Consider the following 26,914-nt stretch of genomic DNA (forward strand, 5'->3'; position numbering starts at 1 on the left):
AGCCATCGCGCGTCTCGACCGGATCATGCTCCTATATCCAGCGCCAAGCCCGCGGCCGGGAACAGCGAACGCAGTTCGCCAAATGCGGCCCCCGGCGGCAGCGCGTCGTAGCGCGCGGCCAGTTCCTGAGCAGCACCATCATAGGTGGCGATAGCCTCGTCGTAACCGGTTCGCCCTTCCATCTCAGCGACCCCGCCGACATTCGCCACCACGGCGCATGATCATGCGCTCGGCGTCATCGCACGATTGCCCGCCGATATCCGGCCGCCTGCGCCTGTGCTTCGGTGCAGAACCACTCTTCCGGCCGGGTCTGCTCATAATAGGGCATGCCAGGCATATGGTAGATCCACTCGCCTCGCCGATTGCGATTGCCCTTTATGAGGCAGCCGCTCGGAGATGCTGACGCCTGTCGCGACTGCTGAGGTGGACGCGTCGATCGGGGCTGCTCTGGCGCAACCGGGCGCTGAGCTGCGCGCCACTGAGCCGGTGTCTCGAACTCCGATGACCAGATACCCCACAGGCGAGTACGAGCGCGGGCCTCATCGCCGACATAGGCATCGCTGAACTGGGGTAAGGCGATCGCCCAGCCAGCTTCTGCCATCGCGCCTGCGAGATCGAGCGTGCCTGCAAAGCAGGTCGCGACCGTGCGACCATAGTCGTCAGTATCACGAGGCTGGCACCGCACGCTCCGGCCGCCGATGAACGCTGACAGCCGTCTCGCCGCTTCTTGCCCGCAAGCCCACTCAGCGCCGACGCGTCGGCATGTCTGGCGGCCCTCGGGTGCGTCGATGCCGTGCAGGCGAATGGAGACGCCTCCAACCGTTAGGGAGTCCCCGTCGGTCACCTCAGCGGACCCGGCGATCTGCTGGGACAATGCGGGCATGGCAAAGATCAGTGCGATTGCAGCGAGGATCAGTTTCATGAGGTCAGTGTCCGTCGCTCCGTCGTTCTGTGCAAGAGCCGAGATGGCCATGCCGGGACACAGCCGCCTTGCACGAAAACCGCTTTCCTACAGGAACAGAAATAGAACATATAATGGCGGAGGAGATTCGTCATGACGCTTTCGATGGAAGGAACGGCCCTGCTCGGGCTGGCAGCGATCATCACCAGCCTGTCGACCCTGATCTGGTCGATCCGCAGGAAGCGGTGATCATTGCTGCGGGTCGCCAAGGTCCATCTCGGACATTTCCATGAACTGGCGGGCGAGGTCACGCTCTGAGCGGACCTCGAACGTGTCATCAATGTCAGGGGCTTGGCCGAGGGTGAACAGCAAGCACCATAGTGCGAACCGGGAGCCTGCGTCGCTGGCGAGGCCCAAGTCGACTTGCATGCGCTCCACAGCTGCATCCAAAGCGGCGGGATCGATGGCAGCGATATCACGCGTCCCGAAGTAGCGCTCGAGCTGATCGTCGAAGGTCATCCAACATCCCCGGCACGATGGGGCTGACGGATTGTTCGCAAGACAATCCGTCAGCGATCCATCAGCGCTTTCCCACCGGCTTTCCGGCTGGCTTGCGACCACCACCGCGTCCCTTCCTGCCAAGGCCGATCGAGACAGCCAGCGCGCGCCGAGTCTCGGCATAGTTGGGGGCAACCATGGGGTAGTCGGCAGGCAATCCCCACTTGGTTCGATACGCATCGGGCGTCATACCAAAGGCTGTCATCAGGTGGCGCTTGAGCATCTTGAGCTTTTTGCCATCTTCCAGGCAGACGATATAGTCAGGCTTGATCGATGAGCGGATAGATACCGCCGGGACAGGTTTTTCGGGCTCCGCTGCAGCCGGGGCTCCGCCAAGCCCTGCGAGCGACGCATATACGCTGGAAATCAGACCGGGCAGCTCGCCAGTGCTGACGCTGTTGTTGCTGACATGCGCTGAAACAATGTCTGCGGTGAGTGTCGCGATGAATTCTGCTGTGTCTTTGGGATCGACCATTTTCGATACTCCCAAGAGTAAACCATGAGCGGCACAGTCAGCGGTAGTTACATCTCAGTCACAATACAATCTGCCGACCTTTCGATCCGGGAACAGGCCGTGCGCCGCCAAGCCCTCTCTGATACACTTTGACCTCCGTCGGTTCTTACACTTGACCTATGGAGCTGATCATCCAGACTTGTTCGACCTGTCACGGGCCCTTGCCTATTCCGGTACCAACCTGTCCCCATTGCGGTCGTTTGCTAAGTCCGGCCGAGCTGGAACGAGCCCAAGCCGAGAATACCCGATGGTGGATCATCACCGGTGGCCTCGTCGTCAGCAGCCTGTTTCTGGCCGTGACGCTGTGCACCGGCCGATAGGCGGCTTGCCAAGATGTTCCTTTTTTGTTCACTAGCAATCATGGGTGTCGTCCAGCTCAGAGACATGACGGATTTAATCCGCTGGCACGCCGAATTGCGCGTGGTTTGCAACACTTGCGGGCGCGAGGCCCGATTCGATCCTGCCGCCATGCTGAAGTGGTTCCGCAGCCATGGCTGGTCGACTTCGCTCGATGTCGCTGCACACCGGTTCCGGTGCGATGGCCCCGAAGCGGGCCTCGGCTGCGGTAGCAAGGATGTGCGCTTGTCGGCCTTCACGCCGGATCTTGAGCTTCCTGAAGTTCGGCCAAGACCCAAGGGGGGCGATCATGATCCGGTGCCCACGGGGATCGACCCCAAGGCCTGGGCAAGGGCCAGCGCCTATGAACGCAAGCAGATGCTGCGCCGGGCTCGAGGGTGATGGCACTGCAATTCGGCCGAGATACGCCCCGACCAAAGGATCGGTCGGCTTCGGGGCCGAAAGGGGACCAGACGCGGACTCGAAGCTCTCAGTGCGACTACTTGGAAAGCTGCCGGTGCAGATCTGATAGAGGGGGGTCAGGCGACCACTGTGGTTTGCATCACATCCTCTGTCGCGAGCATAATCAACGCGAGATCGATGTTGCTCTAGCAATTTCGCCGTAATTCCACGCTTTGCGCAGTATCTGGAGCTTCGTCGGCGACGGCGGGGCAAGACAGTTCGGGCAAAGCTCGTCGGTTGGGCGATTGACCGACTGGTCTTAGGCTTCAGCCAACTGGATATACTCGCGATGTGCGGGGTGGGCGTGACAAGTGCGCTTCAGTGATCAGTGCTGCAACGCCTCGATCGACTTTCGCGCATCGTCCTCCGGCGCAAGCGGAACCCCTTCGAGCGCTGCGCGCAAGACGATGCCAGTCTTAGCCCATCCGGTGCTCGCATCGTCGATGGCACCCCGCAACGATACAAGCGAGATGCGCGGTGCGGCGAAGAGCGCCGCAATCGTCATCACTGCGCGCCATTGGCGCGTGGCGAGCGTTGCAACAGCTTCGGGCACAAGGTCGCGAAAATAGGGTTGATTAAAATAGTGCACCCATAAAGCATGGCATCGCAACAGCGGCTCGGGCGCGAGACGTTCGAGCAACGACGCCGTAAGCGCCGAAACCAGATGGTGCGACCAATCCCCCGATGTGCAGCGGACGACCGAAGGCCATGGCTCGACGTCGCCGGTCACGAATAGCCCCCCGATGTGATCAACGAGCGCAACAATCCGGCCGGCCTGCGGATGTGCTGCTGCGTCCGTGCGCCACCGTGCGATCGGTAAGCGTTCGAGTTCATCGGCCGCAGCTAGGTCAAATACCGCCGCGACAACCTGTCCGATGACGAATTCTTCGCTTCCCGGAGTCCAACTCCGCGGTATGCCATCATCGAGCTGCAGCACATCGCGAACGTCTGCGGCCAGCTGCTCAGCGAGCACGGCAAGAGCATCAGTCTGCCGAAGTCCGTCGGCGACGACATGTTCGAAGTTGTGCCTGCGCCGCGCAAGCTGGAACAGCGGGGTTGCGGCGATCGCACGAAAGCTGACGTAAGGCGTCGCCCGCACCTTGGGCGCTTCGCGTAGCGAGTGCTCGAGCGTCTCGCCGTATGCCGCGTCGAGGCGGAGAAAATCGATCCGCAGCGTGTCGAGCGGCGGCGCGACTGCGGCTTCCGTAACGAAGGGATCCAAATCGCTGCAGATACCCCGCAGGTTCTTGAGCTCAAGTTCGGGCCGCTTGCAATCAAGCCACCCGGCAATGCCCGAGAGAACACCACCAACGCGCCGTTGCAGCGAGAGCAGCGGCTCGCTTTGCAGATCGGCTTGCATCGGCTCGAGTGTGGCAAGCACGTCACCAAATTCGGCGACGGCGCCGGCGCGTTCGCCTGCCATGAAGCGGGCGAACGCCGCATCCATCGCGAGACCGATGACGAAAATGGGTTTGTCGGTGCGCTTCGCACAAACCTTAGCGGCGTCGAGGAAGGCTGCGGCGTCGGACCAATGGTCATGCGCTCCCGCAGCGATGGCAGCCGAGCGGTAGGCGAATGCGCTCGCAAGGGCGCCATCCTCCCTCGACAAGCGGGGAAGCGCCTCCTTCCAGATTTCGAGCGCTTGTGGAAAGTCGCCGGAATGGCTGAGCACTTTAGCATAAGCGGTGCGCCAGACTGGATCATCTCCGCCCACCGCCATCAGCTCATTCGCTTCGGCCACGGCGGCCTTGGGATCGCCGATATCCTCGTCGATCACCCGTATAAGCACTGCCGCAATCCCGCGCGCCATCTCTGTGACGCCGAGCTCAACGGCGAGGTCAAACCCGGCGCGTAGCTCTGACCGGAAATCGGACCAAGCGTCCCGCTTCGCACCATATTCGTGCAGCCACAGGCGGTCGATCAGCAGCGAGGCCATTCCCTCCGGATCGGCCATCGATCCCAGGATCGCCGCAGCATTGTCACGCTCGAGCGACTTGAGCGCGGATATGACCTCAGCGAAGTCTTCGATTTCTTGAATGTGCGCCATCAGGCGCAGACCGGCGAACTGCGCATAGCCTCCCGGTTTGAGACCCTCGTCGCGCATCATTCCGGCGCGCTCCATGCGCTCTGGCAGCGACTCCTTCATCCCGCGGCCGAGATCGATGAACTCATTCGCGCGCTGTATCGTCAGCGCGAGTGGATAAGTGACTTTGGGCGTGGAAAGGACCTGGCTGAGATAGACCCAGCGGAAAAAGCGTATGAGATCGCCGTCAGACGCAACTGCGAACTCAGCTTCCAGCTTTGAAGCAATCCGTAGCGCGGTCTCAGGCGCAGTTTCGGCGGCGATCCGGTACTGAAACAGCCGGAAAGCGAACTGGTCCGCGGGGCGATTGAACGGCAGCGATGCGCCTTCTTCGAGCGCGAGCGCAGTATAAATCCCGCACGCCTCACCGATCGCCTCCCACACCTCCTCGCTCAGCGAATAGATACCCTGCAGGATTTTGACGAGCGGACCCGCTGTCCCACCAATGTAGCAATGCATGAGGACCGACGAGATGTCCCATGGTGTGATCGTGCGATCCAGCAGGTAGATCCAGGCAAGTTGGCCGTGCATCGCCTTTACCCATTCGGCCCCGCGGGCATGATCGGCAGACCCTCGCGCCAGCGGCGAAACCCGAAATTCACCGCCGCTGGTGAACTCAAGCCAGGGACCGGCGATGATGTCGACTGCCGCGCCAGGCTCAACGACGGGGGGATTGAATCGGGCCACAGCCATCAGTCGCCGCCGGTTCAGCCGCCCGGTAAGGAGACTGGCGCGGTAGAGGAGCTCGCGCGCGCCGTCGGGTAGATCGCTAATGATGCGACGCGCCTCAAAGCGGATGCGATCGATGTCCGGCGGCGTCTGAAACAGGTCTCCCGCCCCCGGCGCAGGAAACTGGCCCGCGCTCAGCGTACCGACCCGCGCGTTCACGAGTTGTGGATGGCCGAATGTCGAGAGCTCGAGAAGTTTGGACCAAGTTTCGGCACGGTCGTCGGGACAGCCCGATTGGCGCAAAAATCGTTCGATCTCGCTCGCGTCGAACGGAGTCATCTGCAATTCGCGCGACGGTTCCAGTTCGATCGCTTGGGAAAGGCGCGCTGGCAACACTCGATCCGAGGTGACGATCAGCATTCCGCCCAACGCCTTCTGGCCATGCCAGAGCGCCGCCAGTGGACCTTCAATCACTCGCGGGTCGGACAGGGTATCGATGTCGTCGACGACGAGAATCCGCGCCCCCCCCTCTGCCCGCAACAGGTCGCGGGCCAGAATGAGCCTCGATTTGACTTCGGCCGGATTGAGGTCTCGCAGCGTCAGCCATTGCGGCGCCAGTGCGGCGAAGGTGCTTGCCGCGGTGAGTGTCTTGCCGCTACCCGTCGAACCGTGGAGTAGGACGGCGCCCCTCCGCACCGCATCGGCAAGTTGCTGTTCGGGCAGGGCCCGCTGGAAATAGTTCGCCGGGAGCGGCGGCGCACTCTCTAGCTCTGCCGCTGGCGCATGCACGGGGCCTTGGCCGTGGACCGGAGCGAGCGCTGCTTGCATCAGCGCCAGCAGCTCCTGCTTGGGCACCTGTATTGCGGTCGCGGCAGCGAAGATGCGGAGGAACTCGGCGCGGGATAGTGGTCGGTCGTCCTTCGCCTTGGCCGCATCGAACGCGGCGGTGTAGAGCGTATCGAGCACCAATTCGGCGTCCGCCGGGGCTACGCCCGAGGCATTGCCGTGGACGACGAGCCGGTCTCTGATCTGCCGAACCAACGCCTCGCCATCCTGCTGACCAGCCAGCCATTCTATCCGAGCAATGAGCTTCGCCACGATTTCTTCGGACGCTGCGGCGGCGAGAAAGTGCTTCACTGGTTCGGAGACCGTATCACTTTGCTGCAGGAAGTCGGCGATCGCGCGGGCCTGTTGCTGCGCGTCCTGCCCGCCGGGATGCGCGCGCAGCGTGTTCCACAGATCGATGCCAGCGCGCCCGACGCCGAAGGGCGCGCCCTGTTCAACACCGATGCCCGATGTCGTCAAATACCGGAAGTGAATCGAAACACTGGGGTTGCGCGTGGCGTGCGCCCAATAGTTGTTGATCGCCTCTGCAACCGACGGCGTACGAAGAGTGACATTGCCGGACCCAGCGGTGTCCTTGACCTGCTCGGTGTGCACGACGGCGCCGTCGATCCGGTCGATATCCTCAGCCCCCTCGAGATACAGTTCCTCGCTGTCACTCAGATCGATCCATATGAGAATACTTCGTAGGATCTGATAGATATAGCCGCGCAGCGCATCTTTGGCCTGCCGCGCCGGATCACCTTCAACTCTGGTCATCGCGAACAAGCCATTTCAGATCGTCTTCCAGGCTCGACGATCAGACGCAACCTGCTCATTGGACGCACGTGAGGATGTCGCGTTCGAGGAGTCCGATGCGGCACGCGATGACACGAGTGGTGAACTCCGTCTGTTCGCCATTTCCCATGCGCGCGAGCTCCATCGACAGTTGCTCTGCCGGGTCGCCATCGAGCTCCCCTCGGACGCGATCGAGCGCTTCCTGGATCAGCAGGCACGCCTCGCAAATATCGTCATCATATTCGGTGTCACGCAGCGTCTCGAGCAATGCCAGCCGAGAACTGACGCTGTTTGCGAGATGTTGCGCATATCCCAACTCCTCCTCATTGAGGTCGCGGTCAGCATTCACGAACACCGCCGAGATTTGAAGGAGCACGTTGAACGCCTCGGCCAGCGCCGCCGCCGCGCGCTCCTCCAAAATCGGAAACGGCAAATGTCCCGACCATTTCGCCGCGAAGCCTGTCATCGGAAAAAATGTCGAATAAAAGACACCGGCTAGAGCCGCGACCACCAGCCCCTCGCGGACCGGCACGATGCTGACGCGATGGGTGTCGGGAAACTCGCTGACAATCGCAGTAAAGTTCTCGGCAAGCGTCATATAGTCGATGAGATGTTCGACCGGCAGCAGGATCGCATAGTCGACGCGCGGCCAATATGGTGCGTCCGGTTCGTCCATCGGCCGCGACACCACGAGCGCCTCGATATCGTTCGCGGCAAGCGCGGCGCGGATTTGCGCAGTCATCGCCTCTGCGGCGTACCGAGCGCGATCTCTCGCGTCGGCTGCGAACCGAATTCGCGCCCGACGACTGCGACTGGTGCGTTCTGCCACCAGCCGCGAGCGCCGGAATGCCTCGGCATGTGCATGGGCATCGCCGAGGATCGCATCGATGTCATGGAGAGTCGAGGACAGGCTCTGCAGTGCATCCACAGGCGGGGCTTCGACCCATCGCCAGCTGCTAGCCGACAGCAGTGCTTCGGCGTCGGCATGCAGCTTCGCGGCATTGACAGACACGAGTATCGGACGCTCGATCGTTCCTCCCAATTCCTGGGCGAGCTGAGTGACAGATACGACAAAGTCGTAAGTCTGGTCAGCTGTCGAATACTCGCCCTGATCGCGGGCAGAGCGCGTGGTCGAACCGACTGAGGGTGGTTGGATGAATGAATTCAGCAATGAGCGAACCGCCAGCAAGGTCGTGAAGCGATGATCCGCCACTATCCCGCGGCAGTACAGGTCGGCGGCGTCGGCGAGCAATGTCGCGAGTTCCGCGATGGCGCCGGCAAGGGCATTCGCGCGGCCGCTTTCAGTGATCGGTCCGGAGCGGCTCTGGATCGCCCGCAAGGCGGCCCTGTTCCAGGCGACGCGCACCGGAGCGGGCAGGTTATCGCGGGGGATGTGCTTGATCGCAAGCGGATGGCCCTGGAATCCGGCTGGGTTACCGTCCCATCCTAGCATTGAGGAAGCGGCGATATCGGCTGTGGGGACGGCCGCGAACAGCCGCGCGCAATGCTCGACCACGGTATCGTTCGCTTTTGGATGGATCGGCTCCCCTTGGAAGCGGACGTTCGAGGTTACCACCTGCGCTCCGTCTTCTCCCTCGATCGTCGGGCGCGTAACCCAGGCGACTTCCTGATGGATCCTCGAAAGCAGATGATCGCTCCCGCCGAAGCGATTTACGAGTTGCTGCGCTGTTGCAACTCCGAATTCGCGTATCGTCGCTGCGACCGCGAGCCCCTGCTCGAGCGGGACATCGGACCAGTCACCCGCGGGCAACACGGTGAAACTGGGAGCCGGCGCCATGGTCACCATCGGCATCAACGCAGCGGCAAGCTCGTGATAATCCTCCAAATCCGCGTCAATTTCAGGGGGCAAACCCACCATGCGATCGAGCAGCGCCGCGCGCAGGTCGCGCTGGCCGATCTCGGGCAGCCGCGCAATCACGGCGTTGACCTTGGCGAATTGGGGAAGGTCCAGCTGCGATCCCGCCAGAGCAAACGAGAAAGCGAGGCTGGCGTGCCGCACCTCGAGCCCTTCCTCTTGGACAATAGCGATCCAGCGCTCGGCGACCCGATCACAAACCGCAAGCCCGAGCCCATGGAATACAGCGGCGAGTTCGGGGACCGATAGTGCTGCGACACGTCCGGCCAGCGCGTCCAGGACTGCGTCATCAGCTTCGGGCAGCGCGGCAAGAAGCTGCGGGAGAACAATCGAGAAATCGCGGCTACAGAGGACCGCCGCCATTTCCTCCAGCTCGATGTCGAGGTCGCGGGGCAATTGCTGCTTGAGCGCAGCATACAGCCCCGCCGATCGAATTTGGTGCAGTCCGCCGAGGCTACCATCGTTCCTGACGCGTACGGCGTGTTCGTCGACCAGCCGCGCCAAGGCGCGCGCGAAATCACCCTGGCTCAATCCCAAACGGTCGCGGAGCCGTTCGGATTCGGCCGCCCCTCCAAAACGCGCGGCAGGAACGACCGCCTGAAGGATGGCAAGCTCATCGTCGCGCCCTTCGAGCAAGCGGCGGCGGACCTGCGCGTCCAAAGTATCCTGTAGCCGCCGTCCGCTTGTCAGCAGATGCCCGTATTCGAGCAGAAGCCCTTCGCTGCGTTCGAAGGGCTCCCGCCAGTGGAGGAAAGCCAGCTCGCGCTCTGGCCGCAACGCCCGCCAGATTCGTTCGGCGAGATCCGCGTCGAGAGCGGGACGTGCCAGTGCGGTCGAGGCGAGACTGTTAATAAGGAAGAGGTCCTCCTCGCGTATCGTGCCAAGCAGCAGCACTCCGGGCGTGTGGCTGAGCTCATCTGCCAGCGCTTCCCAGATCCCGCCAAGGTCGCGACCGACATCATCGAGCACGAATCCCACGGCGCGCTCAGGCGATGCTTCGAGGCTACGGGCCAATTGTACCAGCAGATGAGCCTGATCGGCGGACGCGCGTCGCAGCCGAAACCAGCGGATGGCATGCCGGTTTTCGTATGCGAATAGCCAAGCCGCTGCGGATTTGCCGCTTCCTGATGGCCCCGTGATCAGCGCGCGCCGCCGCCGCTGAAGGCCGGTCGCCAGCTCGATCATCAGGTCCGGGCGCTCCATCACGAGCCCCGCTGCGACATGGCCGGGCGCAACGTCGACGCCCTCATAGAAATAAGAATCTTCCACGGGCGCAAAGTTGACTGGCTCGCAAAGGCCAGCCGCGATGGCCGGAAACAATCCATCCCAGTCGACAAGGGCTACAACCGCAGCGGCTAACGCTTCGACGTCGGTCGCGTCCACGACGGCCGGCTTGTCTGCGGGCGCGCGATAGTTGTGGTCGGCTTTTTCGCCGACAAGGTGACGAAGGCGGTGCGCAATCAGCCGGCCGACCGCGTCGGCGGTATCGCGACGAGCACCAAAAAGGATGACGCTCTCATCAAGCGGGTTGGCGATGCTCACCACTGAGGTGACTTTAAGGAGCTCGTTGAGGGTCAGGCCCTTCGATGCGGTGAAGTCCTCAAGATGGGAGGCCAACAGCGCAGCATTGTTGGCGTCATCGGCGAGTCTGCCGTCCCAACCGGTTTCGATGATCTCCTCGGCGGGCCGCTCGAGCAGAAGCACGATCCTGCACGAGCCTGACCGCAGCCTCTCTACCTCGATAGTACCGGCCGATTTCGCCATTATCGCCGCGAGTTCCGCGGTCGCGAATCGCCCGCGCGGATTATGGCGCGACTTTGCCTGGACGCGAATCTCCGCAGTTCCGCCATGGAGCGTGAGGTCGTCCACGCCCTCGGGTACGAGGACCGTAGCATCAAGACTCCCAGCCCAAATCCGGGTCGCCAACCACGCGCCCGCGGCATCCTGAAAGCGAAAGCCTCGCCCCGCCCGCGCGCCTGCTCGGCTGGTTGCCCAGAGACTGGGATCAATCTGAATTGCAGCGTCCGCCATAAGCGACATCCTGGCATGGTATGGCTGCAGAAACAAATCCGTGCCTCGTGTGCCCGAGCAAGTACTGCTAGTCACCCTGTTAAATACTGCGAATGTTACGGATACGTCTGCTCATAAATTCAGTCGGCCGAACTCATATAGCGGGTATCGGCGAAGGATTTTGGAATGAGCGGCAGTTTTGGGATCTCCGGCGAATCGCCGCTAATGGAGCGCTATGCAGAAATCGCCCGCCCGCCGCGACCATTCTCGATCCAAAATTTAGCGCCTCACCTCGGTAACCTGAGTGCGGCCGCACCTTTCGCATCCAGCGCCCCACTCACCCCCCGCGCCGCAGCAATCACCTCTTCCGCAAACGTCCGATACGCCGCCATCCGCTCCGCATCCCACTGCGGCGGGAAGTTGGCGATGTCGTGGAGGTTGGCGATCTTGTCGCTTAGCTTGATCAGCCGCGCCCCAGCGGACTTGCTCGCCGTGGTCGCAACCTGCAGTCGCTTGCGCTCAGCCTTGGGCAGCGTTTTGTCGTCGGTGACCTCGGCGACATAGCCGGCAACCACTGGCCCGAACCGTTCGGCAATCTCCTCAGGGGTTGTCTCGGTGTCCTCCACCGTGTCGTGGAGCAGTGCCGCGACCAGTACGTCGACGTCCTCGATACCGGCCTCTGCAAGGATGGCAGCGACGCTGAGGGGGTGGTTGATGTAGGGGGTGGCGTCGACGTCCTTGCGCCGTTGGTGACGGTGCCGGTCGGCAGCAAAGCGGGCGGCGTCGAGCAGCCGCGCCAGGCCGGTTGGTGGGCGGGTGTCAGTGAACATGGTCGGTCTCCTGATAGGCATTGATGATCGTGTCGAAGCAGGCGGCGGCGTGGAGGGGTTCGTCCTCGACCAGAATGTCGGGGTTGCGGGTGGTCGCTGGCAGGTAACCCAGCACCTCGAGGATCATCCGCATCCACTCCGGCCGGCCGAGGATGACCCCGAAACAGTGCCGGTCGACCCAGTGACGCCACCGGTCCAACTCATGCTCATAGGGACAGTCGAACAGGGTCAGCTGGGGGTTGAACAGGGTGTTCCGATACCACGTGCACACCCTGTCCCACGTCGGGATCAGGGGTGCCATGTCGACACGGGGGTACCGGTCGAACAGGTCCGGCAGGAGGACTCCGGGACGGGTCAGCAACAGGGCGTTGCGATAGGCCTGCCAGCAGCCGTGCAGCAGCTGGTGGAGCATCACCACGGAGCTGCGGCGCTGGATATAGGCGAACCCGTCGATGGTGAGGACTCCCTCGGGACGGGTCACCGAGGGGTAGGGGTCGAGACGTCGGAAGGAAGTCCTAGGACTCGTCTGACAGTGCGGACACAGGTGGTTCGGCATCGGCAGTCTCCCTGACCGGCCGACCGACAACAGCACCTCCCGTTCCGACACCCGGAACGACGTTTGCCGTCGTCGCTCGGGTCTCTCGCAGTGGTGCCCAACATGGGCGGGGACGTTGGTCGGGTGACCCGTCCAACGTCTCCCGACTAGGCCGACAGGGGACGTCAGGCAACCCTCGTTTACGATGGATCGGAGTCCTTCGCGCGCTTTTCGAGCGTATCGCGGAGCGCGATCAGAGATGGCGATACGATTTCGGGGTGTCCGCCGTTGGGACTGGCCTTTGCCGCCCATTCCTGTCGGCGGATATCGGCGTCGGTTTCCTCGCTCGGCGGCCCGTCCGGGAACGCCTCGTCAACGACAGCCTGGTCGATGAACTCACCGGCCAGACCACATGTGATTAAGTACCATGGCGTCTGCCGAACCCGCTCGACCGTCCACGGTCTGGGAGCCTTTGGCTCATCATGATGCTCGAGCATTGGCTGGGGCGGATTTGCCGCCCGCTCGATGTCGTCCGCCATGGCCCGCAGCAGGTTGATAGCGCGCACTTGGACACGAACCGCCTCTTCAGCCGCCTCGCGGATTGCAGCCTCGACTTCATTCGGGAAGCGGAAGACCTGGCGCAGTGCCTCTCGAGCTGCCTTAAGCACAAACCATTCGGGTAGGTCGTCGAGTCCCGCTGCAACAGCGACTAGCCAGGCCCTGCCTTGTTCCTCACTGGCCATTGGGATGACCTTTGCGCCAAGTGGCTTGAGCGCGTCTCTGACCTTTGCCAAAGCTGCAGCACGGTCGGTCTCGTCCAGATCGGTGATAGGCGTGATAGTCTTCAGGGCTACCGCGATGGTCGCTGCGATTTCGCCGAGGCTTGGGTCAAGTTGCTTGATCTGCGCCATGGTCGAGGCACCGAGCGCAACACGCAGCAGATCGCGGTTCGGCCGAGTGGGAGCGAGCGGGTTGGTCATAGCAGGCCGGTGCTCGTCCAGTCGGACTCGGGTGTCGTCCATGCTGACCGTCTCGCAGTGGAGCGGCGGGGGGTGGGGGAAACGCCGTTGCGTCTCCGGGCGACCGTCTGGCGGATGGCCGCGTCGAAGTAGCGCAGCGAGTGGATCGGCTCGGGGGCATTGGCGACGCCCTGCTTGATGCAGTTCAGGATCTCGTCGTGCGTGGCCCCGCTGGAAAGCCAACTGCCCGTCAGGTCGATGGCTTTGGCAACGGCGGTCGGCGTGGCGATGCGTACCCCAGCCGCTTCGGCGCACTGGCGAGCGAAGGTTGGCGTGCCGTCAGGGTCGAGGGCATCGACGTCTGCGACCGGTTCGAACTCCGCATCGACGATCGCGCGCGCGTCGTCGTCGACGAATATTAACTCTGTCTTTGACTCTGATTCTGTCTCTGTATCTGTGTCTGTTGTTGGGGGCGTTGCGCGACGTCGCCGCGACGTTGCTGCGACAGGTTGCAACGTTGCGCTGCCGTTGCGCTTCCTTTCCCGATGCAGACGCGACCGCTCGGTGCTACTATCGCTTTCATATTGGCGCCGCGTCCACGCGACTACGACGTTATCGGCAATCATGCCGATCTCGGTCATCGCGGACATTACTCGCTCGATCGTTTGGGGTGGCTCGCCCAAGACCACCGCAACACGGCGCGCGGTTGCATCGAACCGGCCGGCCTCATTCACCTTGGCAGCGCTTTCGAGAATGCAGTGCCACGCAGCGATCGCGACCGAACGGCTACACTCGGCGACGAGTGCCACCTCGGCCAGCTTCGCGTCGGTGACTGTGCCTTCATATGCGCGGTACCAGCGGGTCATGGCAGCACGCCAGGCCGACGCCGAAGAACCTGCCTGTCAGCTTGATCCATCCAAGGCATGGCTCATGCCTGTCCGGACAGCAGCGCACGCAAGGCCTCCGCCGGGACGACAGTCCGCCCGCCAACACGGACAACCTGCAACCGACCTGCGGAGATATGCGAATACAACGTCGAACGACTCAGGCTTGATGCGGCGCAGGCCTCACGAATGCTGTAGGCCAGTTTTTCTTGCTGCTTGATCATGTTGAAACGCCCTCAACTCACGTCGGATGAGGACGGACTGGCAAGGATATCTGGGATTCGCCAGCATTCAGGGGGTGCACAAAACCTCGGGAGGTTTCTTGCTATGTGTCAGTCCCGCTTATTTCCTTCACACGTTCGAGAGCACACTCCCACCGGTGTCGATTCATTTGGCGCTCGCGCTCTTCCTGTTCCGTCGCCTCCACCTTCTTAATGGCGCGACGTATTGTGTCCGTGCTGACCCGACACGCCTTTGCCGCCTGCTCGCGGGCGGCCTTCGTCTTGCCGATAACGCTCAATTGAGCGAGATACTCGCCGTACAGTTCCAGCTCATTCCGCTTTGGTGTCTTGGTCGCCAATTTCGGACGCCCACCCTTGGAGGGTGGTCCGTCCGGGTGATCAACCACCATCAGTCTAAACTTGGTCTGCGCTGCCGAACCTGAGAGCAGGTTGCTCAGCTCCAATGCCACCTCCCGATCCGGAATGCCGCGGTGCTTCTTCAAGTAAGCATCCAGCGAGCTGAGCGAGCCATTCCGCAAATCGATCAAAACAGCCATAGGATGGAGTGGTAACCGCACCCTGCGCCGTGTCGGAACGACCCGATTAAACCGCTTCGCGAAAATACTCGTTGCCTGGACTGGCCTTAGTGACTTTCCCTTTTTCGGCACGTTGGGCCGCTCCCGCCTGACCAATCCAGTGCATGGTATAGCCCCAAATCGTACAGCATCGAACACCAATACCGCTTGTCCCGCCCGACGATGCTGGGTAGCTCACAGCCATGTTCGAAAACGCCTTCAACAATATCGACCGGGCCATGCGTAATGACGAGGGTCTGGCGTCTGAGCTCGACTACGCAGAGCAGACCAGCTGGCTCCTGTTCCTCAAATACCTCGACGACTTTGAGGCTGCGCAGGAGGACGAGGCGGAACTGGAGGGCCGGGCTTACACGCCCATCCTGGAGCCGGAGTTTCGCTGGGACGTGTGGGCCGCGCCCAAACGGGATGATGGCGAAATCGATCACCAGATCGCCATGACGGGGCAGGACCTGATCGACTTCGTCAACGGCGATCTGTTCCCCTACCTCAAGACCTTCAGCGCCGACGCGGACGATCCCGATACGATCGAGTACAAGATCGGCGAGATCTTCACAGAGATCATCAATCGGTTCCGGTCCGGCTACTCCCTGCGCGACGTGATCGACATCGTCGACACGCTCGATTTCGGCAGCAGCAAGGCCAAGCACGAGTTGTCCGACCTTTACGAAACCCGCATCAAGCGCATGGGCAATGCCGGACGCAATGGCGGCGAATACTACACCCCGCGCCCGCTCATCCGCGCCATGATCAAGGTGGTCGATCCCAGGATCGGCGAGACCATCTATGACGGCGCGGCTGGCTCGGCCGGATTCCTGTGCGAAGCGTTCGAATACCTTCGCTGCCCAGACCTGTCCGCGGCCGAGTGGGACGTGCTCCAGCGCAGGACCTTCTACGGGCAGGAGAAGAAGTCGCTCGCCTATGTGCTGGGCGTCATGAACATGATCCTGCACGGGATCGAGGCGCCGCAGATCCGCCACACCAACACGCTCACCGAGAACGTGATGGACATCCAGCAGGCCGACCGTCACGACATCGTTCTGGCCAACCCACCCTTCGGCGGGGGTGAGCGCAAGGAGGTGCAGCAGAACTTCCCGATCAAGTCCGGGGAGACCGCCTACCTCTTCCTGCAGCACTTCATCCGCAAGCTGAAGGCGGGCGGGCGCGGGGCGGTGGTGATCAAGAACACGTTTCTGAGCAACACCGACAACGCCAGCGTCGAGTTGCGCAAGGAATTGCTGACCAGCTGCAACCTCCACACCGTGCTCGATTGCCCCGGCGGCACGTTTCAAGGCGCTGGCGTGAAGACGGTGGTGCTGTTTTTCGAGAAGGGCGCACCCACCCGGCAGGTCTGGTATTACCAGCTCGATCCGGGCCGCTCGCTCGGCAAGACCAATCCGCTGAACGACGATGACCTTGCCGAGTTCGTCGCGCTCCAACCGGACAAGGCAGACAGCGCCAAGAGCTGGATGGTGAACGTCGACGATCTCGATAAGTCGACATGGGATCTGTCGGTTCGCAATCCCACCGCCCCAGAGGAACCGCCGCTGCGCGCACCAGAGCAGATCATCGCCGACATGCTCGCCCGCGACGAAGAGACGCGGCAAATCCTCGAAGAGATCCGGGGGATGCTGTGAGCGCAGCCGCGGTCTTGGATGCTCCCTCCGTGAAGGCTTGGCCACAAGCGAAGCTGGCCGACGTCGCCGACATAGTGAACGGCGGCACGCCCAAGTCGAACGTGGCTGAGTTCTGGGATGGGGAGCATCAGTGGCTTACCCCTGCCGATATGGGCAAGATGGCCGAGCGAGAGATCGCCCAGACTCCCCGGACGATCACTGCAATGGGCCTTGCCAAGTCATCCGCGCGGCTTGCGCCCCCAAAGTCGGTAATCCTGTCGACACGCGCACCCATCGGCCACCTTGCCATCAATACCGTTCCGATGGCCTTCAACCAAGGCTGCCGCGCTCTCGTGCCCGGATCGAAGCTGGATTACGGTTTCCTCTACTATTTCCTGCTGCATAGCCGAGAGCTGCTGAACGACCTCGGCACCGGGACGACGTTCAAGGAGTTATCGGCCACGAGCCTCAAGACTGTACAGATCCCGCTCCCCCCGCTGGAGGAGCAGAAGCGGATTGTTGCGGTGCTGGATCAGGCCTTCGCCGCCCTCGACCGCGCCCGCGCCCTCGCCGAAGCCAATCTGGCGGATGCGGAGGAGTTGTTCGGCACTGCCGTTGACGCCGTGATCCACCGATTGGCGAATGGCAGGGAGAGGTCGTTGCGCCTCGGTTCAATCGTGACGCGGCTAACCAACGGTTACGTTGGCCCTACACGCGACATCTACGTTGATGACGGTGTGCCCTATCTTCTGGCGCGCCATGTTCGTAACAATCAGCTTACCTTTGATAGGAAGACCTACGTCTCCAGCGCTTTCAATGAAAAAAACAAGAAATCAAAGCTGAAGGCAGATGACGTTCTATTGGTGCAGAGCGGTCATATTGGCCATTCCGCCGTCGTCCCAGAGGAACATGCTGGCCATAATTGCCACGCGATGATCGTTCTGACGACAATCAAGGAGGTTCTTTCTGGAGAATATCTCTCTGCGATTTTTAACACGCCGCAGATGCAAGAGCAGTTCCAAGCGATTAGAACCGGCTCAACGGTGCCTCATCTAACTTGCGGGATGGTCAAAGAGTTGGTGCTACCAGTTCCCCCGGTTGAAGTGCAGGAGGCTGTTCTTTCTGAAGTCCGCGCGATGCGGCAGCAGTCTGCCTCACTAAGATCGAAATATGCCCAAGCCGTCGCCGACTTGGCCGATCTCCGTCAATCCCTCCTCCAGAAGGCGTTCGCCGGGGAGCTAACCTGAACCGATGCACGAGACCGAAGCCGATACCCGCGCCAATCGCATCGATCCCGTGCTGCGTGCGGCTGGCTGGGGTGTGGTCGAGGGAGCGCATATCCGGCGTGAGGCCATCTGCCCGGGGCGGATCATGCCCGGCGGCCAGCGCGGGGCTCCGCTCTCGGCAGACTATGTCTTCGAATACCGCGGCCAGAAACTCGCCACCATGGAGGCCAAGCGCCACGGCAAGGGGGCAGGCGCCGGCGTCGGACAGGCCAAGGATTACTCAACCCGGCTGAAGGCCCGCTTCGCCTACGCCTCCGACGGGGCCGAGTGGTATGAGGTCGATATGCACACGGGCAAGGAGGGCAACATCGCCCCGCCTTTCCCGACGCCCGACGAACTGTGGCAGCGCTGCTTCCCCACCGGCAATGCCTGGCGCGAACGCTTCGGCGCGATCCCTTTCGAAACCGGCGGCGGCAAGTGGCAGCCGCGCTATTACCAGCACAATGCCATCACCGCTGTGCTCGAGGCGATTGCCAAGGACCAGCAGCGCATCCTGCTGACGCTCGCCACCGGCACCGGCAAGACCTCCATCGCGTTCCAGATCGCGTGGAAGCTGTTCCAGTCGCGCTGGAACCTGACCCGCGAACCGGTCCGCCGCCCGCGCATCCTGTTCCTCGCCGATCGTAACATCCTCGCCGATCAGGCCTATAACGCCTTCAGCGCCTTCCCGCCCGATGCGCTGTGCCGGATCAGCCCCGAGGAAATCCGCAAGCAGGGCAAAGTGCCGACCAATGCGAGCGTGTTCTTCACGATCTTCCAGACCTTCATGACCGGCGAGGACGAGTTCCGGTTCGAAGGCTATGAGCCGGATTTCTTCGACTTCATCGTGATCGACGAATGCCACCGCGGCGGCGCGAAGGACGAAAGCACCTGGCGCGGGATCCTCGAATATTTCAAGCCCGCCGTTCAGCTGGGCCTGACCGCCACCCCCAAGCGGGACGTCAACGCCGATACCTACCGCTATTTCGGCGAGCCGGTTTACACCTATGCCCTGAAGGACGGGATCGGCGACGGCTTCCTCACCCCGTTCAAGGTGCGCCAGATGGCGAGCACCATGGACACCTACACCTTCAGCGACGACGACGAGGTGGTGAGCGGGGAGATCGACCCCGACAAGGAATACACCGAGGCCGATTTCAACACGAAGCTGATCATCGACGAGCGCGAGATGAGCCGCGTGTGCGAGTTCATGGACCAGATCGACCAGCGCCAGAAGACGCTGGTGTTCTGCGCCACGCAGGATCACGCCGCCCGGATCCGCAACTTCATCAACCAGGTGAAGACCAACGCCGACCCGCATTATTGCGAACGGGTGACCGCGGATGACGGCAAGCTGGGCGAGCAGCACCTGCGCGAGTTTCAGGACAACGAAAAGACTCTGCCGACGATCCTCACCACGTCGCAGAAGCTGTCGACCGGGGTGGACGCGCGCAACGTGCGCAATATCGTGCTGCTGCGCCCGGTGAAGTCGATGATCGAGTTCAAGCAGATCATCGGCCGGGGCACGCGGACGTTCGACGGCAAGGACTTCTTCACGATCTACGACTTCGTGAAGGCCTATGAGCACTTCAAAGACCCCGCGTGGGACGGCGAGCCGGAAGAGCCCGTAGGCGGGACTGGCGGCGGTGTCGGCGGCGGCGGCGATGGGGACGATGACGGCGGCGATGAGGGCGAAGGCGATCCGAATCCGCCAGTCGAACGCATTGTGGTCAAGCTTGCCGACGGCAAGGAGCGGAAAATCCGCTACATCGCCGAGACGACCTACTGGTTCAACGGCCGCCAGATTACCGCCACAGAGTTCATGGACCAGTTGTTCGGCGATCTCGGCACCATGGTCGCCAGCGCAGACGAGTTGCGGGCCATCTGGACCGACCCCGACCGCCGCACCGTCTTTATCCGGCGGCTGGAGGAAATGGGCTACGATCGGGACCGCATAGACGACATGCGCCGCCTGATCGACGCTCCCAAAAGCGATATCTTCGATGTCCTCGCCTATGTCCGCTTCACCCTGGACCCATTGTCGCGGTCTCAGCGAGTGCAAGGCGCAAAGGCAACGGGCCTCAGTGGCTACGAGGCCGAGATGCGCGAATTCCTGAGCTACATCCTTCAGGCCTACGAATTGCAGGGCATCGACGAGCTGGCACCGCACCGAATCAGCGACTTCCTACAGATTCGCTATGGCGGGACTAACGATGCAAAGCGGGCGCTAGGCTCGATCATGGCCATACGCGGCGCTTTCATCGACATCCAGAAGCACTTGTTCATGTAAGCCTAACTAACGTCTCTGAGTAACCAATGCTCATATGGCGTGCGATGAGATCGCCCGCTCCAGGTCCTCACTTCTTATCAACGTTCGACGACCGATCCGATGAGTGGGAAGCAATCCCTCAGCGATCATGCGATAAAGGGTCGTCTTGCCGATCCCGAGAAACTCGACCGATTCTGCAACCGAGAGGTAGCGAGGCCTGCTGTCAGATTGATAAGTGCTTAGCTTGCCTGCGATTGCGTCTGACAGTGCTGAGATAGTGTGCGGGTCCAACTTCATTACACGCCCAGTTCTGAATTCCAAATTTTCGAGGGGTAGAATCGAAAGTTGGCTCAAAAGCCGGTCGATGTCGGACTTCCGCCATCGCTCGATAGGCTCGCCGAGATCCACCGGGGCAAGCTTTTTACGGATCGCCAACTCCAGAAATTTATCCTCGTCGATACTCAAGTATCTGGCAGCAAGTGAAATGCTCATCAGTGCTGGCCACTCCGAGGTGGACTTGGAATCGCGAGAATGTCCCATTGGGGTGCCTCCATCATCGACAGCGCCGCTTTTCCCAGTTGTTTCGGCAGAAATCATGGCGCTAGTGCACCCTCGAAAAATGGCCAGCTGCCCTGCCACCACTCAGACGTGAGGTTGCGGCTCCCCTTTCAAGACTGCCCGTCATCCATGCGCTTGTCTTCTAGCCGGACCGCTGTTAGACGCGCCCTCGTGCCGCTTTAGCTCAGTTGGTAGAGCATCGCATTCGTAATGCGGGGGTCACGTGTTCGAGTCACGTAAGCGGCACCAGTCCTCGGCCATTTTCATTTCGTCGACGACGTGATCGAGCCTGGCAACGGCCATCTAGCTACCTGAGACGCCCCGGCGGGCCCACTGTTCGATGGGTGCCGCACTCGTCGACTCAACGGTGAGAGGGAGGTACTTGTTCGGTATTGTCCAATCCTGTTCGACCGCAGCCGCTAGAGCGCTGTGGGAACAATTGTGGGAACAGCGGATAGCGAGTGCGATTTTATACCGCAAAATCAAAGCGCTGTTCAAAAATTTTGGTGGAGCCTAGCGGGATCGAACCGCTGACCTCCTGCATGCCATGCAGGCGCTCTCCCAGCTGAGCTAAGGCCCCAATTCCTGCTGCCGAGCAACGCTTGGCAGCGGTGAGGCGCGGCCCTTAGACGAGCATGCGCCTCCATGGCAAGGGGCGAATTGACGCCCCTCGACAAAAATCAGCTTTCCGGATCGTCGTCGTCGCTGGTTTCGACGCCAAGATCGTCGTCGCCGCCCAGATCGACATCATTGTCGGGCGAGACATTGTCGTCATCGACATCGACGTCGAGATCGAGATCGGTATCGCCGACGGTGGCGTCGGCATCGGGCGCAGGCGTGCCGGGCTTGAGCTGCTCATAGGGCATCGGCTGCTTGGACTTGAGCACGGGCTCCGGGTTCCATGCATAGCCGCAGTTGATGCAGGTGACCGGCTCGTCCTTGGTCAGGTCATAGAAACGCGTGGCGCATTTGGGACAGCTGCGCTTTGTGCCCCACTCAGGCTTGATCATAAGTCGACTTACTCGTTTGAAAACGCGCGTCGCCGCCGCCGGATCGGCGCGTACGGGGACGAATCGGCGGGGCATTGCCAGAAAGGGTGCGCGCTGTCAAAAGCCGCGCGCCCATGACCCACTCTGCCCTGCCCAGCCCCGCCAGCTTCGTTCGGTCCGCCCCCTTGCGCGGCAGTGTGCGCGTGCCCGGCGACAAGTCGATCAGCCACCGTTCGCTGATGCTCTCGGCCCTTGCCGTCGGCGAAAGCCGGGTGACCGGCCTGCTCGAAGGCGAGGATGTGCTGGCCACCGCTGCGGCGATGCGCAGCATGGGCAGCCGCATCGCCCGCGAAGAAGACGGTAGCTGGACCATCCACGGGGTCGGCGTCGGCGGGTTGCTGCAGCCGGCAGGCGCGCTCGACATGGGCAATAGCGGCACCTCCACCCGCCTGCTGATGGGCGTGGTGGCGAGCCATGCCATCACCGCAACCTTCATCGGCGACGCGAGCCTCAGCAAGCGGCCGATGGGCCGGGTCATCGATCCGCTGTCGGCCATGGGTGCGGATATCAGTGCTTCGCCAGGCGGCCGCCTGCCGCTGATGGTGCGCGGGCTGGTCCCCGCCGTGCCGCTGTCCTACCGGCTGCCGGTCGCCTCGGCACAGGTCAAATCGGCGGTGCTGCTCGCAGGGCTCAACACGCCGGGCGTCACCGAGGTGATCGAACCGGTGCCGACGCGCGATCATAGCGAGCGGATGCTGCGCGGCTTCGGCGCGGACTTGTCCGTCGAGGAGGTCGGCTTAGCGCGCCACATCCGGCTGATGGGCGAAGCGGAATTGAAGCCGCAGACCATCGACGTCCCCGGCGATCCTTCCTCCGCCGCTTTCTTCGCCGTTGCCGCCAGCATCGTGCCGGGCAGCGAAGTGCGCCTGACCAATGTCGGCCTCAACCCGACCCGCGCCGGTATCTTCAAGCTGCTGCGCGCAATGGGCGGCAGCATCGAGGAAGTCGACGCGCGCGAGGTCGGCGGCGAGCCGGTCGCCGACCTGATCGTCCGTCACGCCGCGCTGACCGCGGTCGAACCCGACCCTGCCGGCGCGCCGAGCATGATCGACGAATTTCCGGTGGCATTCGTCGCCGCAGCACTGGCGCAGGGACGCAGCGTGTTTCGCGGCCTCGACGAACTGCGGGTCAAGGAAAGCGACCGCATCAGCGCGATGGTCGCCGCACTGACCGAGATCGGCGCGCGCGTCGAGGAGCTGGAAGACGGCCTCGCCATCACCGGCACCGGCGGCGAGCCATTGCCCGGTGGCGGCACGGTTGCGGGATTACTTGATCACCGCATCTGCATGAGTGCGGCGGTGGCGGGGCTGATGTGCCGTCAGGCGGTGACCATCGATGACATGAGCCCGGTGGCGACCAGCTTTCCGGGGTTCGAGGGGTTGTTGCGGGGGCTGGCGGGGTGACGAAGCAATCTGCCAATGTGCTATTGGCTGTGAGCGTGAGCATGTTGACAGCCTTTGGAGCCGTAGCCCTTGCCATAGGTAGCATATCGACTGCGACGCCCGGTTGCGACCCCGAACTCGTCTATTGCCCCAGCGAAATTCAGGAGCGCGTAGACCGCAGCTTTTCCGACATCCGAATCGACACGATGCTGGATGCGGCGAGAGGTCAGCTAACCGAAATTTCGACCGACTGCTTTCCCGGTGAGTGTGACTGGCGAGATAGGCGTGGCGTTCGGCACTATTTTTTCGGCGACCAGATGGTCGTCAAATCGGTTCGCGCGGATGAATTTGTCGGCCAACCGATCGAGGCACTAGGCATCGGCTATGCCCGTGATCGCCAAGAAGTGATCGCAAAAGCCACGGACTTTCTTGACGGTGTTGCGCTTGACTGTCGTCGATCCAATTCGCGTGATCGTGGATGTCTTGCCTACCTGGAACCAGGCTGGGTCTGGATCAGTTTCGACAACAATGATCGCGTGAAAGTCGTTCAGTTCGACGGCTACCACTTTACATGACCGCCTTCATCTCCCCCCTCGCCGCCGACATCATCGGCATCTGTGGCAGCGTGCTGTTCATCATCGGCTTTGCCTATGCCAATCTGGCCAAGGCAATGGACCAGTTGCTGTTCAACGCGCTCAACCTCGGTGGTGCCGTCCTGCTGCTGATCTCGCTGTCGGTCCATTTCAATCTGGCTGCGGTGGTGCTGGAGGTCGCGTGGGGGGCGATTGCGCTGGCGGGTGTTGTTCGGGCGTTGTGGATGCGGCGGATAAAGCCCCTCCCGCGTGCGGGAGAGGGTGGGGTGGACCTGTCCGAAAACGCAGGCTTCGACTCGCTCCCACCCCCGGCCCTTCCCGCAAGCGGGAGGGGAGAGGGCGCATGATCATCGCCGTCGATGGCCCCACCGCATCGGGCAAGGGCACCATTGCCAAGGCGCTCGCGGCGCATTTCGGCGTGCCGCATCTCGACACCGGCCTTCTCTACCGCGCCGTCGGGCAGCAGGTAGCGCTGAACGGCGGCGACCCCGACGACCCCGCCGACGCACTCGCCGCATGTGCCTTCCCCGATGCGCTGCTCGACGATCCCGTGCTGCGCGACGAGGCGACCGGCGGGCTTGCCAGCCGCGTCTCCATCCACCCCTCGGTCCGTGCCGCCCTGTTCGAACGCCAGCGTGCCTTCGCGACCCGACCGGGCGGCGCAGTGCTCGACGGGCGTGACATCGGCACGGTGATCGCGCCCGACGCCGATGCCAAGCTGTTCATCACCGCCAGCGTCGATGCCCGCGCCCACCGCCGCTGGCGGGAGATGATCGGGCGGCTCGGCACCGAACAGGCCCCGACGTTTGCGGCCATCGCCGCCGACCTCGCAGCCCGCGACGCACGTGACGCGGCGCGCGCGACGGCGCCGCTGACCATGGCGACGGATGCGGTGCTGATCGATACCAGCACGCTGAGCATCGATGCGGCGATTGCGGAAGCGATCGCCGCAGTGCGCGCCCGGATCGACTGACCTTACCCGGGGATCGGTCCAGCCAATCTGTTCGAGCACGGCCTTCGCCCCATTTTCCTTGCTTTCCTGCGCTTTTGCACCTATCGGCGCGGCGTCCCTCTAGCTCTGGCTGTTTGGACCTTCGCTCCGGCAATCCGGCCGGGCGGGGAAATCGGCCCTTTTGGCCCGCCTTCGGCAATCCCGCCGGGGTGGAGAAAAGACCAGCGGACCCAACCGCCTGGCCGGAAACATTGTTGAAGGATTACAATTGCATGGCCACTTCGGCTCACCCTACGCGCGATGATTTTGCCGCGCTGCTTAACGACATGCTCGGCGGTGCCGACACCCAGTTCGAAGGTCGCGTCGTCAAGGGCACCATTACCGCCATCGAAAACGATCTCGCCGTCATCGACGTCGGCCTGAAGAGCGAAGGCCGCGTGCCGCTGCGCGAATTCGCCATGCCGGGCCAGAAGGCCGACCTCAAGGTCGGCGACGAAGTCGAAGTGTTCGTCGATCGCGTCGAAAATGCGATGGGCGAAGCGATGCTCAGCCGTGACCGCGCCCGCCGCGAAGCCGCCTGGGACCGCCTCGAAGAAGAATTCACCAAGGAAGGCCGCGTCGAAGGCGTTATCTTCGGCCGCGTCAAGGGCGGCTTTACCGTCGATCTGGGCGGCGCCGTGGCGTTCCTGCCGGGCAGCCAGGTCGATATCCGTCCGGTCCGCGACGTGCAGCCGCTGATGGACCTGCCGCAGCCGTTCCAGATCCTCAAGATGGATCGCCGCCGTGGCAACATCGTCGTCTCGCGCCGCGCCATCCTCGAGGAAACCCGCGCCGAACAGCGCACTGGCCTCATCCAGAATCTGGCAGAGGGCCAGATCATCGACGGCGTCGTCAAGAACATCACCGATTATGGTGCGTTCGTCGACCTGGGCGGCATCGACGGCCTGCTGCATGTCACCGACATGAGCTACAAGCGCGTCAACCACCCGAGCGAAGTCATCGCCATCGGCGATACCGTCCGCGTGCAGATCGTCCGCATCAACAAGGACACCCAGCGCATCAGCCTCGGCATGAAGCAGCTCGAGAATGATCCGTGGGAAGGCGCGATGGCCAAGTACCCGATCGGTGGCAAGTTCAGCGGCCGGGTGACCAACATCACCGAATATGGCGCCTTCGTCGAGCTGGAGCCGGGCATCGAAGGCCTGGTCCATGTGTCGGAAATGTCCTGGACCAAGAAGAACGTCCACCCCGGCAAGATCGTTTCGACCAGCCAGGAAGTAGACGTCACCATCATCGAGGTCGACAGCGACAAGCGCCGCATCAGCCTGGGCCTCAAGCAGGCCCAGTCCAACCCGTGGGAAGCCTTTGCCGAGGCACATCCGGTCGGCACCCAGGTCGAGGGCGAAGTCAAGAACGCCACCGAATTCGGCCTGTTCATCGGCCTGCCCGGCGACGTCGACGGCATGGTCCACATGTCCGACATCGCCTGGGGCATCACCGGCGAGGAAGCACTGGCGCTGCATCGCAAGGGTGAGATGGTCAATGCCATCGTGCTCGACGTCGATGTCGAGAAGGAGCGCATCAGCCTGGGCATGAAGCAGCTCGAAAAGGGCGCGCCGAGCGCCGCTGCTGCTGCAACCGGTGGCGCGGGCGTCCGCAAGAACGAGATCGTCACCGTCACCGTGCTCGAAGTGCGCGACGGCGGCCTCGAAGTGCAGGTGGGCGAAGATGGCGCGACCGGCTTCATCAAGCGCACCGATCTGGGCCGCGACCGCGATGAGCAGCGCCCCGAGCGCTACCAGGTCGGCCAGAAGTTCGACGCCATGGTTACCGGCTTCGATCGCTCCAAGAAGCCGACCTTCTCAATCAAGGCGATGCAGATCGCCGAGGAAAAGCAGGCCGTCGAACAATATGGGTCGTCCGATTCGGGCGCATCTCTTGGCGACATTCTGGGCGAGGCCCTGAAGGCCAAGCGCGAGGGCTGATCGTTACGACTATAATAATCAAATGCTTAGGCACGAAAGGGCGATCGCAAGATCGCCCTTTTTTGTTGATGCTTGCTATGTGCGTGGCCGAAACGACCGGCTGCATTGCTTTGGCGGGTGTTTGGACTATACTGCCGACACGGTGGAAGGGTGGGCCACCGCAAGCTTGCCGGCCATTGTGCGACGCGCTGGTG

Annotated in this window: 23 protein-coding genes and 2 tRNA genes; 10 read left to right on the top strand and 15 right to left on the bottom strand. The window is 62.4% G+C overall.

What is annotated here, in order from left to right; all coding sequences use genetic code 11:
* Positions 1 to 23: 23 nt before the first annotated feature.
* The 4 genes from AC0QC4_RS01065 to AC0QC4_RS01080 all read right to left on the bottom strand — a co-directional run bounded on the left by AC0QC4_RS01065 (position 24) and on the right by AC0QC4_RS01080 (position 1,934).
* Positions 24 to 209 carry a hypothetical protein gene (locus tag AC0QC4_RS01065; protein WP_483657777.1) on the bottom strand — a complete coding sequence of 62 codons (186 nt, stop codon included), beginning with the start codon at positions 207 to 209 and terminating at the stop codon, positions 24 to 26.
* Positions 210 to 235: 26 nt separating this feature from the next.
* A complete protein-coding gene (locus AC0QC4_RS01070; protein WP_483657779.1) occupies positions 236 to 922 on the bottom strand; it encodes a thermonuclease family protein in 687 nt (228 codons plus the stop codon).
* A gap of 228 nt (positions 923 to 1,150) precedes the next feature.
* Complete coding sequence (locus AC0QC4_RS01075) at positions 1,151 to 1,420, bottom strand: hypothetical protein (RefSeq protein WP_483657781.1); 270 nt, start codon at positions 1,418 to 1,420, stop codon at positions 1,151 to 1,153.
* A gap of 61 nt (positions 1,421 to 1,481) precedes the next feature.
* The gene (locus AC0QC4_RS01080) at positions 1,482 to 1,934 is read right to left on the bottom strand and encodes a Ros/MucR family transcriptional regulator (RefSeq protein ID WP_483657783.1); all 453 of its coding nucleotides are present in this window, start codon (positions 1,932 to 1,934) and stop codon (positions 1,482 to 1,484) included.
* A 399-nt stretch (positions 1,935 to 2,333) separates the two neighbouring features.
* On the opposite strand from AC0QC4_RS01080, the gene AC0QC4_RS01085 reads away from it, so the two are divergent.
* Positions 2,334 to 2,711 (top strand): hypothetical protein, encoded by a 378-nt coding sequence (locus AC0QC4_RS01085; RefSeq protein ID WP_483657785.1) that lies wholly within the window; start codon positions 2,334 to 2,336, stop codon positions 2,709 to 2,711.
* 385 nt (positions 2,712 to 3,096) lie between these two features.
* Here AC0QC4_RS01085 and AC0QC4_RS01090 read toward each other — a convergent pair whose 3' ends face one another.
* From AC0QC4_RS01090 to AC0QC4_RS01125, 8 genes are all read right to left on the bottom strand, one after another.
* Positions 3,097 to 7,125, bottom strand: a complete 4,029-nt coding sequence (locus AC0QC4_RS01090) for a hypothetical protein (protein WP_483657787.1) — start codon at positions 7,123 to 7,125, stop codon at positions 3,097 to 3,099.
* 55 nt (positions 7,126 to 7,180) lie between these two features.
* Positions 7,181 to 10,888, bottom strand: coding sequence for a hypothetical protein (locus AC0QC4_RS01095; protein WP_483657789.1), 3,708 nt, complete (start codon positions 10,886 to 10,888; stop codon positions 7,181 to 7,183).
* A gap of 428 nt (positions 10,889 to 11,316) precedes the next feature.
* Positions 11,317 to 11,859 (bottom strand): HD domain-containing protein, encoded by a 543-nt coding sequence (locus AC0QC4_RS01100; protein ID WP_483657791.1) that lies wholly within the window; start codon positions 11,857 to 11,859, stop codon positions 11,317 to 11,319.
* Positions 11,849 to 12,340 carry a hypothetical protein gene (locus tag AC0QC4_RS01105; protein WP_483657793.1) on the bottom strand — a complete coding sequence of 164 codons (492 nt, stop codon included), beginning with the start codon at positions 12,338 to 12,340 and terminating at the stop codon, positions 11,849 to 11,851. Before AC0QC4_RS01105 ends, AC0QC4_RS01100 begins: the two co-directional genes overlap by 11 nt.
* A gap of 254 nt (positions 12,341 to 12,594) precedes the next feature.
* On the bottom strand, positions 12,595 to 13,374 hold the full coding sequence (locus AC0QC4_RS01110; RefSeq protein ID WP_483657796.1) for a hypothetical protein: 780 nt from the start codon (positions 13,372 to 13,374) through the stop codon (positions 12,595 to 12,597).
* Positions 13,371 to 14,219 (bottom strand): hypothetical protein, encoded by an 849-nt coding sequence (locus tag AC0QC4_RS01115; protein ID WP_483657798.1) that lies wholly within the window; start codon positions 14,217 to 14,219, stop codon positions 13,371 to 13,373. Before AC0QC4_RS01115 ends, AC0QC4_RS01110 begins: the two co-directional genes overlap by 4 nt.
* A gap of 62 nt (positions 14,220 to 14,281) precedes the next feature.
* Positions 14,282 to 14,461, bottom strand: coding sequence for a helix-turn-helix domain-containing protein (locus AC0QC4_RS01120; RefSeq protein WP_483657799.1), 180 nt, complete (start codon positions 14,459 to 14,461; stop codon positions 14,282 to 14,284).
* Between the two features lie 101 nt (positions 14,462 to 14,562).
* Complete coding sequence (locus tag AC0QC4_RS01125) at positions 14,563 to 15,015, bottom strand: hypothetical protein (protein ID WP_483657801.1); 453 nt, start codon at positions 15,013 to 15,015, stop codon at positions 14,563 to 14,565.
* A 221-nt stretch (positions 15,016 to 15,236) separates the two neighbouring features.
* Between AC0QC4_RS01125 and AC0QC4_RS01130 the strand changes: the two genes are divergently transcribed.
* The 3 genes from AC0QC4_RS01130 to hsdR are packed head-to-tail and all read left to right on the top strand — an operon-like array spanning position 15,237 to position 20,222.
* Positions 15,237 to 16,688 carry a type I restriction-modification system subunit M gene (locus tag AC0QC4_RS01130; protein WP_483657803.1) on the top strand — a complete coding sequence of 484 codons (1,452 nt, stop codon included), beginning with the start codon at positions 15,237 to 15,239 and terminating at the stop codon, positions 16,686 to 16,688.
* Positions 16,685 to 17,914 (top strand): restriction endonuclease subunit S, encoded by a 1,230-nt coding sequence (locus AC0QC4_RS01135; protein ID WP_483657805.1) that lies wholly within the window; start codon positions 16,685 to 16,687, stop codon positions 17,912 to 17,914. The genes AC0QC4_RS01130 and AC0QC4_RS01135 overlap by 4 nt, the downstream gene beginning before the upstream one ends.
* A 4-nt stretch (positions 17,915 to 17,918) precedes the next feature.
* Positions 17,919 to 20,222: an EcoAI/FtnUII family type I restriction enzme subunit R gene (gene hsdR, locus AC0QC4_RS01140; RefSeq protein WP_483657806.1), complete on the top strand. Its 2,304-nt coding sequence runs from the start codon at positions 17,919 to 17,921 to the stop codon at positions 20,220 to 20,222.
* 30 nt (positions 20,223 to 20,252) lie between these two features.
* Here hsdR and AC0QC4_RS01145 read toward each other — a convergent pair whose 3' ends face one another.
* The gene (locus tag AC0QC4_RS01145) at positions 20,253 to 20,798 is read right to left on the bottom strand and encodes a helix-turn-helix domain-containing protein (RefSeq protein WP_483657808.1); all 546 of its coding nucleotides are present in this window, start codon (positions 20,796 to 20,798) and stop codon (positions 20,253 to 20,255) included.
* A gap of 134 nt (positions 20,799 to 20,932) precedes the next feature.
* On the opposite strand from AC0QC4_RS01145, the gene AC0QC4_RS01150 reads away from it, so the two are divergent.
* A tRNA-Thr gene (locus AC0QC4_RS01150) sits at positions 20,933 to 21,008 on the top strand.
* 255 nt (positions 21,009 to 21,263) lie between these two features.
* On the opposite strand, the gene AC0QC4_RS01155 is transcribed toward AC0QC4_RS01150, so the two are convergent.
* Together AC0QC4_RS01155 and AC0QC4_RS01160 are read right to left on the bottom strand one after the other, a co-directional pair.
* A tRNA-Ala gene (locus AC0QC4_RS01155) sits at positions 21,264 to 21,339 on the bottom strand.
* 100 nt (positions 21,340 to 21,439) lie between these two features.
* The gene (locus AC0QC4_RS01160) at positions 21,440 to 21,769 is read right to left on the bottom strand and encodes a TIGR02300 family protein (protein WP_483657810.1); all 330 of its coding nucleotides are present in this window, start codon (positions 21,767 to 21,769) and stop codon (positions 21,440 to 21,442) included.
* 113 nt (positions 21,770 to 21,882) lie between these two features.
* Here AC0QC4_RS01160 and aroA point away from each other — a divergent pair, with 113 nt between their 5' ends.
* The 5 genes from aroA (at position 21,883) to rpsA (ending at position 26,720) form a co-directional block, all read left to right on the top strand.
* Complete coding sequence (gene aroA, locus AC0QC4_RS01165) at positions 21,883 to 23,211, top strand: 3-phosphoshikimate 1-carboxyvinyltransferase (RefSeq protein ID WP_483657812.1); 1,329 nt, start codon at positions 21,883 to 21,885, stop codon at positions 23,209 to 23,211.
* Positions 23,208 to 23,765, top strand: coding sequence for a hypothetical protein (locus AC0QC4_RS01170; protein WP_483657814.1), 558 nt, complete (start codon positions 23,208 to 23,210; stop codon positions 23,763 to 23,765). Before aroA ends, AC0QC4_RS01170 begins: the two co-directional genes overlap by 4 nt.
* On the top strand, positions 23,762 to 24,130 hold the full coding sequence (locus AC0QC4_RS01175; protein WP_483657816.1) for a CBU_0592 family membrane protein: 369 nt from the start codon (positions 23,762 to 23,764) through the stop codon (positions 24,128 to 24,130). The genes AC0QC4_RS01170 and AC0QC4_RS01175 overlap by 4 nt, the downstream gene beginning before the upstream one ends.
* A complete protein-coding gene (locus tag AC0QC4_RS01180) occupies positions 24,127 to 24,756 on the top strand; it encodes a (d)CMP kinase (protein ID WP_483657818.1) in 630 nt (209 codons plus the stop codon). The genes AC0QC4_RS01175 and AC0QC4_RS01180 overlap by 4 nt, the downstream gene beginning before the upstream one ends.
* 251 nt (positions 24,757 to 25,007) lie before the next feature.
* Positions 25,008 to 26,720: a 30S ribosomal protein S1 gene (gene rpsA / locus AC0QC4_RS01185; RefSeq protein WP_483657820.1), complete on the top strand. Its 1,713-nt coding sequence runs from the start codon at positions 25,008 to 25,010 to the stop codon at positions 26,718 to 26,720.
* Positions 26,721 to 26,914: the final 194 nt, after the last annotated feature.

The organism is Sphingomonas sp. jy18, assembly GCF_056931895.1.

Bases quoted from the DNA above. Each gene is read 5' to 3' on its own strand.
- AC0QC4_RS01070 (WP_483657779.1), bottom strand. From the start codon at position 922: ATGAAACTGATCCTCGCTGCAATCGCACTGATCTTTGCCATGCCCGCA.
- AC0QC4_RS01075 (WP_483657781.1), bottom strand. From the start codon at position 1,420: ATGACCTTCGACGATCAGCTCGAGCGCTACTTCGGGACGCGTGATATC.
- AC0QC4_RS01080 (WP_483657783.1), bottom strand. From the start codon at position 1,934: ATGGTCGATCCCAAAGACACAGCAGAATTCATCGCGACACTCACCGCA.
- AC0QC4_RS01085 (WP_483657785.1), top strand. From the start codon at position 2,334: ATGGGTGTCGTCCAGCTCAGAGACATGACGGATTTAATCCGCTGGCAC.
- AC0QC4_RS01090 (WP_483657787.1), bottom strand. From the start codon at position 7,125: ATGACCAGAGTTGAAGGTGATCCGGCGCGGCAGGCCAAAGATGCGCTG.
- AC0QC4_RS01100 (WP_483657791.1), bottom strand. From the start codon at position 11,859: ATGTTCACTGACACCCGCCCACCAACCGGCCTGGCGCGGCTGCTCGAC.
- AC0QC4_RS01110 (WP_483657796.1), bottom strand. From the start codon at position 13,374: ATGACCAACCCGCTCGCTCCCACTCGGCCGAACCGCGATCTGCTGCGT.
- AC0QC4_RS01115 (WP_483657798.1), bottom strand. From the start codon at position 14,219: ATGACCCGCTGGTACCGCGCATATGAAGGCACAGTCACCGACGCGAAG.
- AC0QC4_RS01120 (WP_483657799.1), bottom strand. From the start codon at position 14,461: ATGATCAAGCAGCAAGAAAAACTGGCCTACAGCATTCGTGAGGCCTGC.
- AC0QC4_RS01125 (WP_483657801.1), bottom strand. From the start codon at position 15,015: ATGGCTGTTTTGATCGATTTGCGGAATGGCTCGCTCAGCTCGCTGGAT.
- AC0QC4_RS01130 (WP_483657803.1), top strand. From the start codon at position 15,237: ATGTTCGAAAACGCCTTCAACAATATCGACCGGGCCATGCGTAATGAC.
- hsdR (WP_483657806.1), top strand. From the start codon at position 17,919: ATGCACGAGACCGAAGCCGATACCCGCGCCAATCGCATCGATCCCGTG.
- AC0QC4_RS01145 (WP_483657808.1), bottom strand. From the start codon at position 20,798: ATGATTTCTGCCGAAACAACTGGGAAAAGCGGCGCTGTCGATGATGGA.
- AC0QC4_RS01160 (WP_483657810.1), bottom strand. From the start codon at position 21,769: ATGATCAAGCCTGAGTGGGGCACAAAGCGCAGCTGTCCCAAATGCGCC.
- aroA (WP_483657812.1), top strand. From the start codon at position 21,883: ATGACCCACTCTGCCCTGCCCAGCCCCGCCAGCTTCGTTCGGTCCGCC.
- AC0QC4_RS01175 (WP_483657816.1), top strand. From the start codon at position 23,762: ATGACCGCCTTCATCTCCCCCCTCGCCGCCGACATCATCGGCATCTGT.
- AC0QC4_RS01180 (WP_483657818.1), top strand. From the start codon at position 24,127: ATGATCATCGCCGTCGATGGCCCCACCGCATCGGGCAAGGGCACCATT.
- rpsA (WP_483657820.1), top strand. From the start codon at position 25,008: ATGGCCACTTCGGCTCACCCTACGCGCGATGATTTTGCCGCGCTGCTT.